At 68.4% G+C, this 14,032-nt stretch carries 12 protein-coding genes and 1 pseudogene; 12 read left to right on the forward strand and 1 reads right to left on the reverse strand.

Annotated features, from left to right (window positions below; translation table 11 throughout):
- Positions 1-66 precede the first annotated feature (66 nt).
- The 11 genes and pseudogenes from ACK4IU_RS15725 (at position 67) to ACK4IU_RS15775 (ending at position 11,372) form a co-directional block, all read left to right on the forward strand.
- Positions 67-1,220 (forward strand): IS3 family transposase gene (locus ACK4IU_RS15725; RefSeq protein WP_409736886.1). Its coding sequence is split into 2 segments (ribosomal slippage): positions 67-316 and positions 316-1,220, totalling 1,155 coding nucleotides; the frame shifts between segments, so codons are not numbered across the junction.
- Positions 1,171-2,061: pseudogene (locus ACK4IU_RS15730) on the forward strand (IS5 family transposase); the annotation flags it as partial. The gene ACK4IU_RS15725 and the pseudogene ACK4IU_RS15730, both read left to right, overlap by 50 nt.
- A complete protein-coding gene (locus tag ACK4IU_RS15735; RefSeq protein WP_409736940.1) occupies positions 1,991-2,635 on the forward strand; it encodes a TIGR02217 family protein in 645 nt (214 codons plus the stop codon). The pseudogene ACK4IU_RS15730 and the gene ACK4IU_RS15735, both read left to right, overlap by 71 nt.
- Entirely contained in the window at positions 2,632-2,982 is a 351-nt protein-coding gene (locus tag ACK4IU_RS15740; RefSeq protein WP_409736888.1) for a hypothetical protein, read from the forward strand. Before ACK4IU_RS15735 ends, ACK4IU_RS15740 begins: the two co-directional genes overlap by 4 nt.
- A complete protein-coding gene (locus ACK4IU_RS15745; protein ID WP_409736890.1) occupies positions 2,975-3,106 on the forward strand; it encodes a hypothetical protein in 132 nt (43 codons plus the stop codon). The genes ACK4IU_RS15740 and ACK4IU_RS15745 overlap by 8 nt, the downstream gene beginning before the upstream one ends.
- Positions 3,107-3,116: 10 nt before the next feature.
- Positions 3,117-3,770 carry a lysozyme gene (locus ACK4IU_RS15750; protein ID WP_409736892.1) on the forward strand — a complete coding sequence of 218 codons (654 nt, stop codon included), beginning with the start codon at positions 3,117-3,119 and terminating at the stop codon, positions 3,768-3,770.
- A 4-nt stretch (positions 3,771-3,774) separates the two neighbouring features.
- Positions 3,775-4,005: a hypothetical protein gene (locus ACK4IU_RS15755; protein ID WP_409736894.1), complete on the forward strand. Its 231-nt coding sequence runs from the start codon at positions 3,775-3,777 to the stop codon at positions 4,003-4,005.
- Between the two features lie 84 nt (positions 4,006-4,089).
- On the forward strand, positions 4,090-4,974 hold the full coding sequence (locus tag ACK4IU_RS15760) for a DUF2163 domain-containing protein (protein WP_409736896.1): 885 nt from the start codon (positions 4,090-4,092) through the stop codon (positions 4,972-4,974).
- Entirely contained in the window at positions 4,971-5,405 is a 435-nt protein-coding gene (locus tag ACK4IU_RS15765) for an NlpC/P60 family protein (protein ID WP_409736898.1), read from the forward strand. The genes ACK4IU_RS15760 and ACK4IU_RS15765 overlap by 4 nt, the downstream gene beginning before the upstream one ends.
- A gap of 34 nt (positions 5,406-5,439) precedes the next feature.
- The gene (locus ACK4IU_RS15770) at positions 5,440-9,438 is read left to right on the forward strand and encodes a glycoside hydrolase TIM-barrel-like domain-containing protein (RefSeq protein ID WP_409736900.1); all 3,999 of its coding nucleotides are present in this window, start codon (positions 5,440-5,442) and stop codon (positions 9,436-9,438) included.
- A gap of 11 nt (positions 9,439-9,449) precedes the next feature.
- A complete protein-coding gene (locus ACK4IU_RS15775; RefSeq protein ID WP_409736902.1) occupies positions 9,450-11,372 on the forward strand; it encodes a DUF2793 domain-containing protein in 1,923 nt (640 codons plus the stop codon).
- Positions 11,373-11,478: 106 nt separating this feature from the next.
- Here ACK4IU_RS15775 and ACK4IU_RS15780 read toward each other — a convergent pair whose 3' ends face one another.
- The gene (locus ACK4IU_RS15780; protein WP_409736904.1) at positions 11,479-12,615 is read right to left on the reverse strand and encodes a cytochrome-c peroxidase; all 1,137 of its coding nucleotides are present in this window, start codon (positions 12,613-12,615) and stop codon (positions 11,479-11,481) included.
- Positions 12,616-12,765: 150 nt separating this feature from the next.
- On the opposite strand from ACK4IU_RS15780, the gene ACK4IU_RS15785 reads away from it, so the two are divergent.
- Complete coding sequence (locus ACK4IU_RS15785) at positions 12,766-14,031, forward strand: imelysin family protein (protein ID WP_409736906.1); 1,266 nt, start codon at positions 12,766-12,768, stop codon at positions 14,029-14,031.
- Position 14,032 lies beyond the last annotated feature (1 nt).

Consider the following 14,032-nt stretch of genomic DNA (forward strand, 5'->3'; position numbering starts at 1 on the left):
TGACCTGCCCCCCGGAAGCTCCCTCAGTCTGATGTAGAGTCTGCCCAACCTGAAGGAGCAGACGACATGAGGAAAAGCCGTTTTACCGAGGCGCAGATTATCGGGATGATCAAGGAGCAGGAGGCCGGTTTGGCGACGGCCGAGTTGTGCCGCAAGCACGGGCTGAGCCCTGCGACGTTTTACAAGCTGAAGGCCAAGTATGGCGGGATGGACCTGTCCGATGCCAAACGCCTGAAGCAGCTTGAGGACGAGAACGCCAAGCTCAAGCGCTTGGTAGCGGATGTCATGCTGGACAATGTGGTTCTGAAGGACCTGCTGGGAAAGCCCTGACGACGCCGATGCAACGGCGGGACGCGGTGCTGCGGGCGATGAGGGACCATCCGATCTCTCAACGCCGGGCCTGCGCCCTGATCGGTGTCGATCCGAAGACGGTGCGGCGCGAGAGGCCGCCTGACAACCCGGATATCCGTCTGGAAATGAACAAGATCGCCGAGAAGCGCCGCCGGTTCGGATATCGGCGCATCGGCGTCATGCTGGAGCGCAAGGGCATGATGATGAACGAAAAGAAGCTCTACCGGATTTACCGGGAAGAGGGTCTTTCGGTGCGCCGCCGTCGTGGCCGCAAACGCGCGCGCGGCAGCCGAACCCCGATGCCTGTCCCGCTGCGGCCGAACCAGCGTTGGTCCCTGGACTTCTTGTCCGACACGTTCGGGGCCTGCCGCAAGTTCCGCATCCTGGCCGTGAACGACGATTGTTGCCGCGAGAACCTCGCCCTGATTGCCGACACCAGCATCTCCGGGGCCAGGGTCGCGCGCGAGCTCGATGCGCTGGTCAGAGTCTACGGCAAACCCGCCTGCATCGTCTCGGACAACGGGACAGAATTCACCAGCAAGGCCATCCTGAAATGGGCGAACGACAACAAGGTCGAGTGGCATTACATCGACCCCGGAAAGCCGCAGCAGAACGGCTATATCGAGTCGTTCAATGGCAGCCTGCGCGACGAGTGCCTCAATGAGGAGATATTCGACAGCCTCGCCGATGCCCGCCGCACGTTGGCCCTCTGGCGCTACGACTACAACCACATCAGGCCACACTCATCGCTTGGCAACAAAACCCCGGCAGAAGCGCGCCGGGCGCTTGAGCTATTTGATGGCAACGCGCCCGGCGCGCTTGCCCGACCCGAAACCACCGACTATCAAACCCAAGGACTCTCGTTATGAACGAGGGACGACCGGGGGGCAGGTCAGCCGCGGGTCGCTGACGATCTGGTTCGATCCCGCCATTATCTGGGAGGCCGCGCCGACCGGCAAGTGCGGTCGTCAGCCCGACTATAGTGACGCAGCCATCCAGACCTGCCTGACCATGAAGGTGCTGTTCGGCATGGCGCTTCGGCAGACGACCGGCTTCGTCGAGAGCCTGCTGCGGCTGATTGACCTGGACTGGGTGGTGCCCAACTTCAGCACGCTGAGCCGCCGCCAGAAGACCCTGAAGGTCAAAATCCCGTTCCGGGGATCGCAGGGGCCCCTACACCTGTTGATCGACAGCACCGGCATCAAGGTTGAGGGCGAAGGTGAATGGAACGCCCGCAAGCATGGGGGCACCAAACGCAGGGTCTGGCGCAAGATCCACATCGGGATCGATGAGAGATCTCTGGAAATCCGGGCTGCAGAGGTCACCACCAGCGACATTGGTGATGCCCCCATGCTGCCCGAGCTGCTCGATCAGATCCCGCCCGAGCAGGAGATCGCCAGCGTCACCGCCGACGGCGCCTTCAACACCCGCAAGTGCCACCGCTACGGGGGCTTACGCGGCCCCACTGGGGCCACGGTCCCCCTTCGCACCATCGCCGCGCGTGGGGCCGCGGCGATCATTCCACCCCGCAAGAACGCGAAGCCGTGGAAGCCCGATACCGCCGGGGCCGTCGCACGCAACGAGATCCTGCGCACATCAAAGCGTGTGGGTCGAACCAACTGGCGACGATGGAGTGGCTATCACCGCCGAAGCCGCGTCGAGACCAAGATGCACTGCGTCAAGTTGCTCGGACAGCCGCGGGGCGCGCGGCGGTCCCGAACGGCGCACGCAGATCGTCGAACTGGCGAGCGGTGCCGAGGAGCGCAACGCGAGCTGGGCCAACTCGCGCCGCCGCTATGATGTGGCCTATGGCATCCGCCGCGCCGACGATCTGGCAGCAGTGGTTGCCTTCTTCGAGGCGCGAAACGGTCGGCTCCATGGCTTCCGCTTCAAGGACTGGGCCGACTTCAAATCCTGCCTGCCGTCGCAAACCCCAGGCCCGACCGATCAGCTCATCGGCACCGGTGACGGCAGCGCGACCCAGTTCCAGCTCGCCAAGCGCTACATCTCGGGCGCGCAGTCCTGGACCCGCGCCATTTCCAAGCCCGTCGCCGGAACCGTCACCATCGCTCTGAACGGCGCGCCGCAAGCCTCCGGGTGGTCGGTGGACGCCACGACGGGCGTGGTGACCTTCACCACGGCCCCGGCCGCTGGCGTCGTCATCACCGCAGGCTTCGAGTTCGACGTCCCCGTCCGCTTCGACACCGACGCCCTCGATGTCACCCTCGACCTCGAGCGCCTCGGGTCGATCACCTCGATCCCGCTCCTGGAGATCCGCACATGAACGACGAGACCGGATTTCTGGCGGCGGTCCTGCGCGAGCTTGCGGCCTCGACGGCGGTGATCCTCGCCGCCTGGGGCGCGCTGGGCGGCGCGACCAATGCCCTGTCCACGCGCATGCGATTGCGCGACGCGCTCCGGCACATCCTGCTCGGCGGCCTTATCGCGGCCGGAATGGGCAGCCTCTCGATGGCCCTCGTCACCGCCTGGCTCGCCCTGCCGCCGCAGGCCATCCCTGCGGGTGGGGCGGCAGGCTCGGCCGCCTATCTCGTGGGCGTCTTCGGCCCGGCCTTCATCGAACTCGTCCTCGCCCGGCTGCGCGGCGCGAAGGGAGGGGCAGACGATGAATGACCTTCTCCGCCGCGCGCGCGCCCTGCGCTGCGAGCCGGGCGATCCCGGACAGGCCTTCCGCCATCGTGTGGGCGTTGGCCTCGCCATCGCCGTGCTGATCTTCGTTCTCTCGCTCCTCAGGTAATCCCATGCACATGACCGACCGGGGCATCCTGGCCCTGATCCGGCACGAGGGAATCGTGCCCGGACCCTATCTCGACGTGAAGACCGTCTGGACCTTCGGCATCGGCCACACGGCCGCCGCTGGTCCGCCCGATCCGGCGCGGATGCCGCGCGGCATGCCGGCCGATCTCGATGCGGGGATTCGCGAGGCATTCAGGGTCTTTCGCGCCGACCTCGCGCGCTACGAGGCGGCCGTCCTGCGGGCTGTGAAGGTGCCGCTGGCGCCGCACGAGTTCGATGCGCTGGTCTCGTTCCACTACAACACGGGCGCCATCGCCAGGGCCACGCTGACCAAGGCCCTCAACGACGGCAATCGCGTTGCAGCCGCCGACGCGTTTCTGAACTGGCGGCGGCCGGCATCGATCCTCCTGCGCCGCGAGGCCGAGCGCGACCTGTTCCGCCACGGCCGCTATCCCGGCGGGACGATCCCGGTCTGGGCCGTGGACCGCGGGGGCCGTGTGGACTTCTCGCGGCCGATCCGGCGGCTCACCGAGGCCGAGGCGCTGGCGCTCCTGCGCCCGCCGCTCGTGCCGCAGCCGACTGTCCCCGAGCCTGCGCCAGACGCGCCTTCCGGCTGGATCGCCCGGCTGGCCGACCTTTTCACCGCCCTGATCCGGAGGGTCTGATCCCATGCGCTACATTCGTCCGACCTCGCTCACCTGGTGGGCGGGGCTGCTCGCCTTTGCCACGGGCGCCGCCTCCCTCGCGCTGCCCGCCACCGGCCCGCTGGCCGATCTCGCACGGCTGATCACGCTCCTGTCCGGTTCGAGCGATGCCTCTCCGGCCGCGCTGATCGCGCTCGGCCTCGGCCTGATCGGCCTGCGCGACCGCCTCGAACGCGGGTTCCGCGGCGATGATTGAGTTTCTCGCAGGCATGGTCGTGGGCGGGGCCATCGGCATCCTGATAGCCGCCCTCTGTGCGGCAGCAGCGCGGGGAGACCGGCCATGAAGTCCCTCCCGCCCGCGCTGCAGGCCCATCTCGACGAGGGCACGACGACCCTCGCCTGGTGCTGGCGCATCACCCGGGCCGATGGCGTGACCTTCGGCTTCACCGATCACGACCGGACACTGTCGTTCGACGGCACCGAGTTTGAACCCGAAAGCGGGCTGACGGCTTCCGAGGTGCGCTCGGGCTCCGACCTCTCAGTCGATGCACAGGATGCCCAAGGCGTGCTGTCCTCCGACCGGATCACAGAGACCGACATCTTGGACAGCCGATGGGACAATGCGGCGGTCGAGGTCTGGCGGGTGAACTGGTCGGCCCCGGCGCAACGCGTGCTTCTGCGCCGCGGGGCCATCGGCCAGATCCGGCGTGGGCGGCTGGCCTTCGTGGCGGAGGTGCGGTCGTTGGCCCATGTCCTTGGCCAGACGGTCGGGCGGACGTTTCAGGCGAGTTGCGACGCCGCGCTGGGCGATCCCCGCTGCGGCGTGAACCTCGATGCCTCGGCCTTCAAGGGGACCGGCACCGTGATCGATGTGCTGCGCGACCGGGCCTTCACGGCTTCCGGCCTCGGTGCCTTCGCGGCGGGCTGGTTCGCCTTCGGGCTGGTGGAATGGTCGACCGGAGCGAATGCCGGGCGGCGCGTCGAGGTGCTGTCGCATGACCTCGTCGACGGCATGGCCATCCTGACCCTGCTGGAAGCGCCGGTACGGCCGATCACGGCGACAGACACCTTCATCGTCCGGGCGGGCTGCGACAAGCGGATCGCCACCTGCGGGACGAAGTTCGCCAATGTCGCCAACTTTCGCGGCTTCCCGCACATTCCGGGGCAGGACGCGGTTCTACGCTACGCGACGAAAGACGGTGGCCACGAGGGAGCGGTGTTGTGAAGACCGCCGATCCTGCCATCGTCATCGCCGCCGCTCGGTCGTGGCTTGGCACGCCCTACCACGACCAGGCCAGCCTTCGCGGGGTCGGCTGCGATTGTCTCGGCCTCGCGCGAGGTGTCTGGCGCGAAGTCGTCGGGCCAGAACCGTTCGCGATCCCGCCCTACAGTCGCGACTGGGGCGAGACCGGGCCGCGCGAGGTGCTGGCCGATGGGGCGCGGGCGATGATGCCGGAGATCGCTCCGGCCGACGCCCCACCCAGTGCGCTGATCCTGTTCCGCATGATGCCGCGCGCCATTGCCAAGCATGTGGGCATCCTCACCGGCCCCGGCGCCTTCCTTCACGCCTACGAACGCCTCGGCGTGATCGAGGAAGCGCTGACACCTACTTGGCGGCGGCGCATCGCCTTCGCTTTCCTGTTCCCTTCACGCTGACTCCACACAACCCTTCGAACCCTGAGTTTCCGCAATGGCGACCCTTGTCCTCGGTGCCGTCGGTTCCGCCATCGGCGGAGCCTTTGGCGGCGCGATCCTTGGCTTTTCCGGGGCCGCCATCGGTGGCTTCATCGGTTCGACCATCGGTTCGGTCGTCGACAGCTGGATCGTGTCCTCGCTGGCCCCGGCGCAGAAGATCGAGGGCCAGCGGCTGGATTCCCTGCGGATCACATCCGCCACCGAGGGCGCGGTGATCCCGCGGCTCTATGGCCGGATGCGGATGGGCGGCAACATCATCTGGGCGACGGATTTCCGCGAGGAGACGAAGACCACCACGCAGGGCGGCGGCAAGGGCGGCGGGGGCGGCAAGGTCAAGACCACCGAATATCTGTACTACGCCTCCTTCGCCGTGGCGCTCTGCGAGGGGCCGATCACCGGCATCGGCCGCATCTGGGCCGACGGCAAGCCGATGGACCTCTCCGGCGTCACGTGGCGCTGGTATCCGGGCGACGAGGCCCAGACCGCCGATCCGTTCATCGCGGCCAGGATGGGCGCGGCCAGCACGCCTGCCTATCGCGGCACCGCCTATGTGGTCTTCGAGGAACTGGCGCTCTCGACCTTTGGCAACCGCCTGCCACAGCTCTCCTTCGAGGTGTTCCGGCCGCTCGCGGATCCCGACACCGCCGAAGGGCTGGTCAAGGCAGTGACAATGATCCCCGCCTCAGGCGAGTTCACCTATGCGACGGAGGCTGTTCGCAAGACGGTCGGCGCCACGACCACCATCTTCGGCCAGACGACAGGCGGAACCACCTCGGCCGAGAACCTGAACGCGCTGCCCGACGAGGCCGACATCGTCGTGGCGCTGGATCGCCTGCAGGCCGTGGCCCCGGCTGTCGAGAGCGTCAGCTTGGTGGTCGCCTGGTTCGGCAACGATCTGCGCGCGGGCAACTGCACCATCAAGCCGGGCGTGGAGGTAGCGACCAAGGCCACGAGCCCCAAGGTCTGGACGGTCAACGGGGTTTCCCGCGCTGCAGCCCATCTCGTCAGCCGAGATGCGCAGGACCGTCCGGTTTATGGCGGCACGCCTGCGGATTTCGCGGTGGTGCAGGCGATCCAGGAGATGAAGGCGCGCGGGCTGCGCGTCACCTTCTATCCCTTCCTGCTGATGGACGTCCCGCCCGGCAATACCCTGCCGAACCCCTACAGCGCCAACGCCGCCACGCCGGGCCAGCCCAGCTTCCCCTGGCGGGGCAGGATCACCTGCTCCCCTGCGCCGGGATATACGGGAACCGCGGACAAGACCGCCGCTGCGGCGACGCAAGTCTCCAGCTTCTTCGGCGCGGCCACCCCGGCGCAGTTCGCCGTATCGGGCGACACTGTCAGTTGGACCGGCCCCGCGGGTGACTGGGGCCTGCGCCGGATGATCCTGCACTACGCCCATCTCTGCGCAGTGGCGGGCGGCGTCGATGCCTTCCTGATCGGCACCGAGATGCGGGGCCTGACCACGATCCGCTCAAGCGCCAGCGCCTATCCGGCCGTCACCGCCTTCAAGGCGCTGGCGGCGGATGTGAAAGCGGTCCTCGGGCCGGGCACGAAGGTCGGCTACGCTTCCGACTGGTCGGAGTATTTCGGCCACCAGCCCGGCGACGGCAGTGGCGATGTGTTCTTCCATCTCGACCCGCTCTGGTCGGATGCCAACATCGATTTCATTGGCATCGATAACTACATGCCCCTCTCTGACTGGAGGGATGGCTTCGACCATGCCGATGCGCTGGAAGGCTGGTCTGCGATCCATGACCGCGGCTACCTGCAGGCCAACATCGCGGGCGGCGAAGGCTTCGACTGGTTCTATGCCTCGGCAGCCAACCGGTCGGCACAGATCCGCACGCCCATCACGGACGGGGCCGCAGGCAAGCCGTGGGTGTTCCGGTACAAGGATCTGCGCGCCTGGTGGTCGAACACGCATTTCAACCGGCCGGGCGGTGTGGAGAGCGGCACGCCCACGGCATGGGTGCCGCAATCGAAGCCCGTCTGGTTCACCGAACTCGGCTGCCCCGCCATCGACCGGGGCACGAACCAACCCAACGTCTTCTTCGACCCGAAGTCCTCGGAAAGCTTCACCCCATACTTCTCGCGCGGCTGGCGCGATGATGCGATCCAGCGCGCCTATCTCGAGGCGAGCTATCTCTGGTGGGGCCAAGGGGCGAACAACCCGACGTCGCCCGTCTACGGCGGCCGGATGGTGCACGTCCCCGAATGCGCCGCCTGGACCTGGGATGCGCGGCCCTATCCGTTCTTCCCCGAACTGACCGGCATCTGGACGGATGGCCCGAACTGGCGTCTCGGCCATTGGCTGACCGGACGGCTGGGAGCGGTGTCGCTGGCGGCTCTCGTGCGTCACCTCTGCCTGCGCGCCGGGCTCGATGAGGCGTTGATCGACGTGTCGGGTCTCTGGGGCGCGGTCGAGGGCTATGTGATCGGCGCCCTCGAAAGCCCGCGCGCATCGATTTCCACCTTGGCACGGCATTTCGGCTTCGACGCCATCGAGACCGAAGGCGTGATCCGCTTCGTCGTGCGCGGCCGGGCATCGGTCGCCACACTGGCCATCGACGATCTTGTGGCCTCTCGCGAGGGCGAGGCGTTCGAACTGACACGCGGCCAGGAGACGGAACTGCCGCAGGCGCTGAAGTGGCAGGTCGCGCGCGCAGACGAGGACTATGACGCGGCGCTGGTGGAAGCGCGGCGGATCACCGTCGACACCACCCGCATCGCGTCCGAATCCTTCCCCATGGCGATCCCGCCAGAGGAGGCCGAACGCCGTTGCCGCCGCGCGCTGATGGAAGCCTGGATTGGCCGGGAAAGTGCCACCTTCCGCCTGCCGCCCTCGCGTCTCGCCCTCGATCCGGCCGACGTGATCCGGCTCGCGCATGACGGCCGCGAGGTCGAGTTCCGCCTCGTCTCGGTCGCCGATGCCGAGGCGCGGGGCATCGAAGCGGCGAGGCAGGACCGTGCCGCCTATGACCTGCCGCCCGGTAATCCACGGCCCGCGTCGCTCGCCAGCCCCGTCGTCTTCGGCACGCCCGAGGTGGTGATGCTGGACCTTCCGCAAATCAGCGAGGACCAGCCCGCCCATCGCCCCCTGATCGCCGCCCATGCCAGCCCCTGGCCGGGCGAGCTCGCCGTGTTCCGCAGCGCCTCGACGGATGGGTTCAATCTGCTGACGACCTTCGGCGGTCGGGCGCGGATCGGCACCTTGGCTCTCGACTTCTTTCCGGGGCCAACCTCCCGCTTCGATCTCGGCAACGCGCTGGTGGTCGATCTCCTGTCGGGCACGCTGGAGAGCGTGACGGACGTCGCGCTGTTCGGCGGGGCCAATGCGCTGGCCGTCGAGACCGCGGCGGGACTTTGGGAGATCGTCCAGGCAGGCGCGGCAGAACTGATCGCCCCGGGCCGCTATCGCCTGACCCGCCTGCTGCGTGGCCAGCGCGGGACGGAGCATGCCATCGGCAATCCCGCTCCGGCCGGGGCGCGGGTCGTGGTGCTGGACACCACACTGGCCTCCCTGCCCATCGCCGAGGCTGACCTTGGATTGCCTTGGAACTGGCGCGTGGGCCCGGCCGCGCGCGCGGTCAGTGACGCAAGCTATGCCGCGCTGGGCTTCACCCCTACGGGACGCGGCCTTGTTCCCTTCGCCCCGGTCCATGTCGAACAGCCATGGCGCACGGCGCGCAGCACGGGCGATCTGACCATCCGTTGGACGCGCCGCTCCCGCGCACTGGTCGCCGATGCCTGGGAACAGGTCGAAGTGCCGCTGGCCAAGGACCTAGAATCCTACGACGTCCAGATTCTCGACGGCGCGGCGGTCAAGAGGACGCTGACCAGCAACACGATCTCCGTCCTCTACACCGCCGCACAGCAGACCGCCGACTGGGGCGCGCCGCTCGGTCCCGGCCAGACGCTGGCGATCCGCATCTTCCAGCTCTCGAACCGCCTCGGCCGCGGCACGCCTGCGACCGTAACCCTTCAGTTCTGACGGGAACCCCCATGTACGACACCACGACCCATCTGGGCCTGCCTTACCTGTTGGCGGCTCAGGCGCAGAAGCATGTCACCCACAACGAGGCCCTGCGCCTGCTCGACGCCATGGTGCAGCTCTCGGTCCTCGACCGCACGCGGACCACGCCGCCCGCCAGCCCGGCCGATGGCAACCGGCACCTTGTGGCCTCCGGTGCCACTGGCCTCTGGGCCGGGTGGGATCTGAACGTGGCCTTCTGGGTGGACGGCGGGTGGATCCGCCTCGTACCGCGCACCGGTTGGCTCACGTGGGTCGCGGCCGAAGGATTGCTCCTCGTCTGGACCGGCAGCGCCTGGGCGGTGGTGGGCGACCCCCGCGACGTCTCGGATGCCGTGTTCAGCCTGGTGAACGATGCCGATCCGACGAAGAAGGCGACCTTCTCGCTGGCGGGGATCAGCGCGGGCACGACCCGCAGCTTCACGCTGCCGAACACCTCGTCCGAACTGGCGATCCTGGCGGGAACGCAGACCTTCACCGGCAACAAGACCTTTTCGGGGACTCTGACCGCCTCGGGCACGGTGACGACATCAGGGGCCACGGCGACCATCGGCACGTCCACCGGGACCGCGACGTATGGCATGGGGACCGGTGCCACGACCAGCGGCACGACCAAAACCGTCAACCTTGGCACCGGCGGTGCATCCGGATCGACCACCGTCGTGAACATCGGGTCCGCCACCGCTGGCGCGGGCGGCACGACCGTCATCAATACTCCCACAGTCACTTTCGCCAATGCCGTCACACAGGTCGGCATGCCGCAGGCGAACCTGACCGCGCAACTGCTCGGCCTCGGCGGGGCCACGGCCGACAGCTACAACCGGCTGTCGGTCAACACGCCTGCGGTCCTTTTGAACAACGCAGGCGCGGGGATCGAGGCCACCGTCAACAAGGCGGCTGCGGGGAACGACGCCGCCTTTGCCTTCAAGACTGGCTTCTCTGCCCGCGCGCTGATCGGCCTCCTCAGCAGCGACGACTTCAGCTTCAAGGTCAGCCCGGATGGCTCGGCCTTCTTCGACGCGATCAGGATCGACCGCGCGAACGGCCAGGTGGAACTGCCGCAGCCGACGGTCCTGCCGGGACTGGCCGCTGCGCCGTCGCCCCCACCGGCAGGCAAGGCCGCCGTCTATGCCCGCAGCCGCGCTGGGGCGCCGTGGATCGATGTGATGCGCCCCTCGGGGCGGGATTTCCCTCTGCAGCCGCACTTCGGGGTCAACCGGATCGCGACCTGGTCGCCCTCGGTCAGCACCACGATCACCACCGAGGGCCTGCCGATCACCTCGGTCGGCACTGTTTCGCACCCGACGCTGGCCGCCACGAACCTCGCCGCCTCGATGCGCCGCTGGCGCCTGACCTCGGCGGCCGCCGTGGACTCGGTCGCCGACCAGCGATCCGCAGGCTGGGCCTGCTGGCGCGGCAATGCGGCGGGCCTCGGCGGCTGGACTTTCGTGACGCGGATTTCGCTGACGACCCTGCAGGCAACTGGTATGGGGTTCTTCGGCCTGTACGGCTCGACCGCAGCGCTCGCCACCACCCTGACGCTGGCCGCCGTGGTGAACTGCATCGGCATCGGCTTCCAGCGCGGGACGCACACCCGTTGGCAGCTGGTGACGAATGACAGCAGCAGCGCGCCGACCCTGACCGACATGGGCGCGTCCTTCGCCATCGCCACCGGCGGGGTGCTGACCCTCTTCGTCGCCGCGCCGCTGAACGGGTCATCCGTCTGGGTCCGCGTTGTCAACGAGGTCTCCGGCGCGGTTTTCGAGCAGGAGATCACCGCCGACCTGCCAGCCGCGACGCAGTTCCTGTCGCCGCGGTTGTTCCTGAACACCGGCGCGACCGCCGCCGCCGTTAGCTACGATTGCGCAGGGGTATATGTGGAGACGGAGTTCTGACCCCGCCCCGGTTGTGGACCGCCGGCACGGCTCGGTTGGCAGTGCTCAGGCTTGCCGCGTGACAGAACCTTTCGCCTGCGGCGGCCGAGGACAGCCCGCGCAGCGGTCAGTCGGGCGCCAGAAGGTGCTCGAATTCCGCGTCGGTCAGGGTCCGCAGGAAGGCCACGAGCGCATCGATGCGTCGGTCGTCGAGTGCGGGGCCATGGCTCAGGTCGTCCAGCGCGAGCGTCTCGGACACTTGAGGCGCATCGAAGGGCAGGCCCGTCTCGGGATTGATCCGCCGCGCTTCGGCGCGCGTGTTGTAGCTGTTGTAGAACAGGATGACGGTGCGAAGGTCGGCGAAGACCCCGTTGTGCATGTAGGGGCCCGTCACGGCGACATTGCGCAGCGTCGGCGTGCGGAAGGCGCTGCGAAGTCCCGGATCGCCGAAGATCGCGCCGGCGCCTTCGTCCACGGTTCCGGGCGGCACGCCGTTCCGGTCGCGCAGCGCGCGGTTCTCCGGCACGCCGATGTTGTGATAGCGATGGTCGGTGAAGGTCTCCAGCGCCGCCGGTCCGCCCGACAGGTGGCAGCGGCTGCAGTTGGCGAACTGGTCCGAGAAGAACAGCACCCTGCCCAACTCTTCCTGCGGGGTGAGCGCGATCTCGCCCCGCAGCCAGCGGTCGTAGCGCGAGCTGAAGGGGGCGAAGCGCCCGGTGCGCTCGTAGGCGGCGATGGCGGAGGTCAGAGCCTCGTAGGCGCGATCCGGGTCGTCGAGCACGCCCGCGCCGTAGAGCGCCGGGAAGGCGGCGCGATACCCGGCATCCTCGCGCAGCCGCGTCAGCACGGCGGCACGGTCGGGCATGCCCATCTCGGCAGGGTTCAGGGGCGGGCCGCCGGCCTGCGCCTCGAGGCTCGGCGCACGCCCATCATGAAAGAGTCCTCCGGTCCAGCCGCGCGCGCCCTCGCCCGGCGGCGGCACGAGGGCGGCATACATCGCCGTCGGCGCGTTCCGGTCCCCGAGGCTCGACCCGTCGTCGCCGGGCGAGGCGGCGCCGCGCGGGTCGGTGAACGCATGGCCGGGATCGTGACAGGAGGCGCAGGCCGTCGTGCGGTTCCACGACAGGTTGACATCGAAGAACAGCCGCTCGCCGAGGGCCTCGGGCGTGGCGGGGACGTCCGGCCCCGCGGCCTGCAGCGACAGGGTGGCAGGGCCGAGCAGACCGACAAAGACAACGACGAGCAGGATCGAGGTGGGGCGCATGACGTCGTTCCGGAGCCGTCATCCGCCGATACCGTATCGACTCATTGACAGCCATGTTTGACTGTTTTAGTCGGATTTAGGTATCCTGCCAAGCCGGTCGCCTTCGACATGCGGACCAAGCCAGGCGCAAACCCGTCGCGAGGTCTCGTCATGCTTCTGTTCCGTCGTCTGGCGCTTGCCGCCTCCGTTGCCCTTTCGGGCACTCATACTGCGCTGGCCGAAGAACCGGCGCAGGTCGTGGCCGCCTATGCCGAAATCGCACTCGCCGGCTATCAGGACAGCCTGACCACTGCGCGCGCGCTCGATGCCGCGATCGCGGCGCTGATCGCCGACCCGTCCGAGACGACGCTGGCCGCCGCACGCGAAGCATGGAAGGCCACGCGGGTGCCCTACATGCAGACCGAAGTCTTCCGTTTCGGCAACCCGGTCGTGGATGACTGGGAAGGCCGTGTGAACGCCTGGCCGCTGGACGAGGGGCTGATCGACTATACGGCCGGCGACTACATCGGAGCCTATGACGAGAACCCCTTCGCCGATCTCAACATCATCGCCAGTCCGGCCCTGAACGTCGCCGGTCGGCAGGTCGATGCGCGCGAGATCACGCCGGCGCTCCTGCAATCCCTGCACGAGCTGGACGGGATCGAGGCGAATGTCGCCACCGGCTACCACGCCATCGAGTTCCTCCTCTGGGGGCAGGACCTGAACGGCACGGGGCCCGGGGCCGGCGCACGCCCCTTCACGGACTATGTGCAGGGCGAAGGCTGCACCGGCGGCAATTGCGACCGGCGGGCGACTTACCTTGCGGCGGCGAGCACGCTGCTCGTGGCGGATCTGGCCGAGATGGTCGAGGCCTGGGGCGACGGCGGCGCGGCGCGGGCGGCGGTCGTCGCGGATCCCGTAGCGGGCCTCAGGGCGATGCTGACGGGGATGGGCAGCCTGTCCTATGGCGAGCTGGCAGGCGAGCGGATGCGGCTGGGGCTGCTGCTGAACGACCCCGAGGAAGAGCACGACTGCTTTGCCGACAACACCCATCACAGCCATTTCCACGACGTGGTGGGCATCCGCAACGTCTGGACGGGCCGCTACCGCCGCATCGACGGGTCGGAGGTGGCCGGTCCGTCGCTCGCCGCGCTCGTCGCGGCTGCCGATGCCCGCACCGCCGAGGAGCTTTCGGCGCGGATCGACGCCTCCGTCGCGGTGATGCAGGCCATCGTCGATGCGGCCGAGGCCGGCATGGCCTACGACATGATGCTCGCCCCCGGAAACGACGCGGGCGCGGCGCTGATCATGGCGGGGGTCGAGGCGCTGATCGCCCAGACCCGCAGCATCGAGCGGGCCGTTGCCGCCCTGGCGCTCGGCGAGATCGAAATCGAGGGCTCGGACAGTCTCGACAACCCCGCGGCCGTGATGCAGTAGC

Source organism: Tabrizicola flagellatus, assembly GCF_046295235.1.
Lineage (GTDB): Bacteria > Pseudomonadota > Alphaproteobacteria > Rhodobacterales > Rhodobacteraceae > Tabrizicola > Tabrizicola flagellata_A.

What these genes read in the sequence shown, in the direction of transcription:
- ACK4IU_RS15740 (WP_409736888.1), top strand. Translation starts at nt 2,632, where the DNA reads ATGAACGACGAGACCGGATTTCTGGCGGCGGTCCTGCGCGAGCTTGCG.
- ACK4IU_RS15745 (WP_409736890.1), top strand. Translation starts at nt 2,975, where the DNA reads ATGAATGACCTTCTCCGCCGCGCGCGCGCCCTGCGCTGCGAGCCGGGC.
- ACK4IU_RS15750 (WP_409736892.1), top strand. Translation starts at nt 3,117, where the DNA reads ATGACCGACCGGGGCATCCTGGCCCTGATCCGGCACGAGGGAATCGTG.
- ACK4IU_RS15755 (WP_409736894.1), top strand. Translation starts at nt 3,775, where the DNA reads ATGCGCTACATTCGTCCGACCTCGCTCACCTGGTGGGCGGGGCTGCTC.
- ACK4IU_RS15760 (WP_409736896.1), top strand. Translation starts at nt 4,090, where the DNA reads ATGAAGTCCCTCCCGCCCGCGCTGCAGGCCCATCTCGACGAGGGCACG.
- ACK4IU_RS15770 (WP_409736900.1), top strand. Translation starts at nt 5,440, where the DNA reads ATGGCGACCCTTGTCCTCGGTGCCGTCGGTTCCGCCATCGGCGGAGCC.
- ACK4IU_RS15775 (WP_409736902.1), top strand. Translation starts at nt 9,450, where the DNA reads ATGTACGACACCACGACCCATCTGGGCCTGCCTTACCTGTTGGCGGCT.
- ACK4IU_RS15780 (WP_409736904.1), bottom strand. Translation starts at nt 12,615, where the DNA reads ATGCGCCCCACCTCGATCCTGCTCGTCGTTGTCTTTGTCGGTCTGCTC.
- ACK4IU_RS15785 (WP_409736906.1), top strand. Translation starts at nt 12,766, where the DNA reads ATGCTTCTGTTCCGTCGTCTGGCGCTTGCCGCCTCCGTTGCCCTTTCG.